This window comes from Kocuria atrinae C3-8, assembly GCF_000286355.1.
GTDB lineage: Bacteria > Actinomycetota > Actinomycetes > Actinomycetales > Micrococcaceae > Kocuria > Kocuria atrinae_A.
In genome coordinates this window covers 1-3,421 of sequence record NZ_AJXN01000163.1, presented here as the reverse complement: position 1 = coordinate 3,421, position 3,421 = coordinate 1, and the positions used below count along the sequence as shown (strand labels likewise).

Annotated in this window: 3 protein-coding genes and 2 pseudogenes; 3 read left to right on the top strand and 2 right to left on the bottom strand. The window is 66.3% G+C overall.

Features of this window, described 5'->3' with window-relative positions:
- Positions 1-343, bottom strand: a pseudogene (locus tag YO9_RS19135) (hypothetical protein); the annotation flags it as partial.
- Complete coding sequence (locus tag YO9_RS0114985; RefSeq protein WP_223286672.1) at positions 319-1,593, bottom strand: FAD/NAD(P)-binding protein; 1,275 nt, start codon at positions 1,591-1,593, stop codon at positions 319-321. The pseudogene YO9_RS19135 and the gene YO9_RS0114985, both read right to left, overlap by 25 nt.
- A gap of 229 nt (positions 1,594-1,822) precedes the next feature.
- On the opposite strand from YO9_RS0114985, the pseudogene YO9_RS19130 reads away from it, so the two are divergent.
- From YO9_RS19130 to YO9_RS19120, 3 genes and pseudogenes are all read left to right on the top strand, one after another.
- A pseudogene (locus YO9_RS19130) lies at positions 1,823-2,508 on the top strand (LLM class flavin-dependent oxidoreductase); the annotation flags it as partial.
- Positions 2,509-2,609: 101 nt separating this feature from the next.
- Complete coding sequence (locus YO9_RS19125; RefSeq protein ID WP_016998214.1) at positions 2,610-3,206, top strand: LLM class oxidoreductase; 597 nt, start codon at positions 2,610-2,612, stop codon at positions 3,204-3,206.
- 1 nt (position 3,207) lies between these two features.
- Positions 3,208-3,421, top strand: a 214-nt coding sequence (locus tag YO9_RS19120) for a hypothetical protein (protein WP_223286671.1), incomplete at its 3' end; no start/stop codon positions are given.

Here is a 3,421-nt window from a genome sequence, read left to right as displayed (position 1 = left end):
TCCGCACCGCCGGCCCGCGAGCGCGCCGGAACGCCGGGGTCCCCTCGGGGGCATCCTGGTGGGCGGTCGTGACCTCGAGATCGGGACCCAGGAACGTGATGAAACCCGCCCGGTGCAGGGCCAGTAACTCTTGCAAGCGGTGGGCCGGAGGCCCGGAATCCACAAAGCTGAAGAACCCGTGCCACCAACCGGGAACGAGCCGCTGTGACTCGTCGTCCAGGTGCTCCAACGGCACCAGTCGTCCGATCTCCATGTAGGTGCGCAACAGCGCCAGGAAGAGCGCCTGAGTCTCGGAGTGGTCGGGATGCGTCCGGAGGGTCAGGTCGCGTTCGATGTAGCGCACCAGGCGTCCTGGACCTGCTGGGTGTCCTCGAAGAACATGTCGTCGAAAGGCCGGTCGATCGAGGCGAGGTCCACGCGGTAGCGGGAATCCGGGATGGCCTTCCTCACCAATTGGTGCAGCTCGTTGCTGCCCCAGTGGGCCGCGCGGTAGGCCGGGGCGAACTCGTCCCAGCTCATGCGAGCGCGTTCGGGGTGCCCCACGATCAGCTCGCGATACACGTGGTAGCCGAGTTCCTGATTGATGAGCGGCCACAGATGTTCGTGGAAGTTGAGGGTGCTGTGCTGCTCCAGCAACTGGCTCACGGTGTCCGGGGTGATGAACTGCAGGGGCTCGGGATCGGCGGACAGCACGGAGGTGATCTTGCTGTGATAGGGCACGCCGCGCCGGGATCCCACGTAGACGTGAGGTTCCTGGCCGCACGCCACGTAGCTGAGTGGACCGCCGTCGCGGATCCCTTCGCGGGGCTGGCCGTCCACCCGCTCACCCGTGGTTTCGAAGCGACCGCCGCGGCCCTCGTACAGCAGCACCATGAGGTCGATGAAGGCCAGCCCCATACCGGTCACGATCACGCGATCCCCGGGGCGGACCGCGGAGTAATCGACGTCGTTCGTGTAGGCCGGCGGGGCGTAGAAGCCGCCGCGTGCACTCGCCGTGCGTTCGCGGGTCAACTGAGTGTTGGAGCCCATGCTGTCCGTGTGCCCCACCGTGTAGACCACAGCATTTGTGGCAATGGTGTCGCCCGAGTCGAGCGCCACCACGTGGCCGTTCTCGCTGTCTGTCACGGAGGTGACCATGCCGCGGTGGGTTTCCACGCGCACGTTGTCCGCCGCTTGCTCTGCGATCAGTCGGTAGAACCATCCCAAATAAAACGATTGCAGTTGTCTGGTGGGGAAACTTTCCGGCCCCAATTCACGGACCTGCCGCATAATCTCAGGGTCGGTGATCCGGTGGTCGGTGATCTCACCGGCGATGACGGCACGGCACCATTCCAGGAGCGTGGGACCTTCGCGGGCGGGCCCCTCGCACTCCACGGAATCGTCCGTGAACATCGTGATGTCCTGCGCCATGGAGTTGAGCTTGAGCAGGGGCGACTGGTCGTAACGCCAGATCCGCCCCGCGCCGGGCTCGAACGGCTCGACCACGTGAATGGTGAGCGGAGCGGCGTCGTCGGGGTAGTTGGCCGCGATGCGCTCCAGAACCATGGCCGCGCGCGGGCCCCCGCCCACGAACGTGACGCTGCGTGTGTCCACCGGTGACCTCCAGAACAATGCGTGCGCGCCCGGCCGGACGGCACTGCGGACAGTACTCGTCACGCTATCCCCGCCTGCAGTGCGAACGCAGGTCGGTGTGACGCTCTGTGACAGCGTGTGAAGAATCAAGTCAGCCGGTTGGAATCCGAAACGGTGACGGCGGCACCATGGACGGGAGTGCCCGGTCGCTCGACTGTGTCCGGGACCGAAGTCGACTAGAGGGTAGGTCATGAGCAGCTCACCGCGCAGAGTTCACCTGGCGGCGCATTTTCCGGGCGTCAACAACACCACGATCTGGTCGGATCCGCGCAGCGAGAGTCATATCGCGGTGGATTCGTTCATTCACATGGCGCAGACGGCCGAGCGCGGTCTCATGGATTTCTTGTTCCTGGCCGAGGGTCTGCGGTTGCGCGAAATGAACGGCAAGATTTATGACCTGGATGTCATGGGCCGCCCGGATACGCTCACGGTACTGTCCGCCGTGGCCGGAGCTACCGTACGTATCGGTCTGGCCGGAACGCTGACCGCGACCTTCCACGAGCCGTACGAACTGGCCCGCCAGTTCGCGACCCTCGATCACCTCTCGGCCGGCGCGCCGCGTGGAACGTGGTGACCAGCCCCGATGCCTTCACCGGCGAGAACTTCCGCCGTGGCGGCTACCTCCCTTACCCGCAGCGCTACGAGCGCGCCGAGGACTTCATCGATGCCGCCCGCACGCTCTGGGAATCCTGGCCCGCCTCCGCACAGGACGCGGACGATACCGCCGGTGCGTATGAGCACCGCAGCGAGTTCTTCGATATTTCCGGGCGTTTCGACGTACCGCGCAGTCCTCAGGTTCACCCCGTGATCTTCCAGGCGGGCGATTCTGATTCCGGCCGCGAGTTTGCCGCCGGTTCTGCGGACGTCATCTTCACGCGGCATTCGGAGCTCGAGGACGGCAAGGCCTTCTACAAGGACACCAAGGCCGCCTGGCCAAGTACGGCCGCGCCGAGGACGACCTGCGCATCTACCCCGGTGTGTCCTACGTCCTGGGCGACACGGACGCCGACGCCGCCGAACGCGCCCGCGAGCAGGCCTACGCCCAGCATTCGGGTGCCACTGCGATCGCGACTCTGGAACGAGTGTGGAACACCGACCTGTCGTCGTTTGATCCGGACGGCCCGCTCCCCGACTTTGACCCCGTCCTGGACGGCCCCGAGGTCTCCCAGGGCCGCGTCAAGCACGTCAAGGACCCGGTGGCCACCGCACAGCGCTGGCGTGAGATCGCCAAGGCCGAGAACCTGTCCATCCGAGACCTGGTGGTGCGGGAATCCCCGCGCTTCGCCTTCGTGGGCTCCGCCGACACCGTGGCGCAGAAGATGAATCAGTACATCCAGGAGCGCGCCGCGGACGGGTTCATCCTGATCCCCACCGTGGTCCCGGGCGGCCTGGACGAGTTCGTCGACACGGTGATTCCGCGTTTGCAGGAAATGGGCGTGTACCCGGACTCCTACCCCGCAGAGGATCCCACCCTGCGCGCCACCATGGAGCTGAACGAATACCGCCCCGCGACCGAGTGGTCGCAGGCACGCGCCGACGTTCGCCACGCAGCAACCAACGGTCAGGAGGCCTGACATGAGCACCCCGTCCTTCGTGATCGCCGCCCGCATCACCCCTCGCCCGGGAATCGACCGCGTTGATCCCGCCGAATACTTCTCCGGTGCCGCGGTTCGTCAGGCTGCCCTCGACGCGGAGACCGCTGGCGCGGCCTTCGTCCTGCTCGACGACGATCTCGACACCGCGCCTGCGGCCGGGCCCGGCGCGGGCCGCTTGTCTGCGCTGCAGACCG